The sequence below is a fragment of the Streptococcus humanilactis genome, from assembly GCF_019448275.1.
GTDB classification, from domain to species: domain Bacteria; phylum Bacillota; class Bacilli; order Lactobacillales; family Streptococcaceae; genus Streptococcus; species Streptococcus humanilactis.
The window spans coordinates 770,896-771,194 of record NZ_JAHXBZ010000001.1; the positions used below are offsets into that span (position 1 = coordinate 770,896).

1 protein-coding gene is annotated in these 299 nt (G+C 36.8%); it reads right to left on the reverse strand.

Annotated features, from left to right (window positions below):
• A partial coding sequence (locus tag KV696_RS10005; RefSeq protein ID WP_258318546.1) for a MucBP domain-containing protein occupies window positions 1-299 on the reverse strand: 299 nt, incomplete at both ends.

Here is a 299-nt window from a genome sequence, read left to right on the forward strand (position 1 = left end):
ATCTTTATCAGTTGTAGTTGTTACAAACTCATATCCTGGAACGTCTTTCTTAGGTTGGTTACCTTCTTCATTTGGTGAAACTGCCTTACCACTTTCATCTACGAATGATGTTGTTGTCTTAACTACTTTACGGTAAACGTGAGTTACGTTACCATCTTTATCAGTTGTAGTTGTTACAAACTCATATCCTGGGATAGCTTTCTTAGGTTGTTCACCTTCTTCTGTTGGATTTCCTGGAATTGCGTTTCCTTCTTTATCCTTGAATGAAGTGGTTACTTTTTCGTATACGTGTTCTGTAT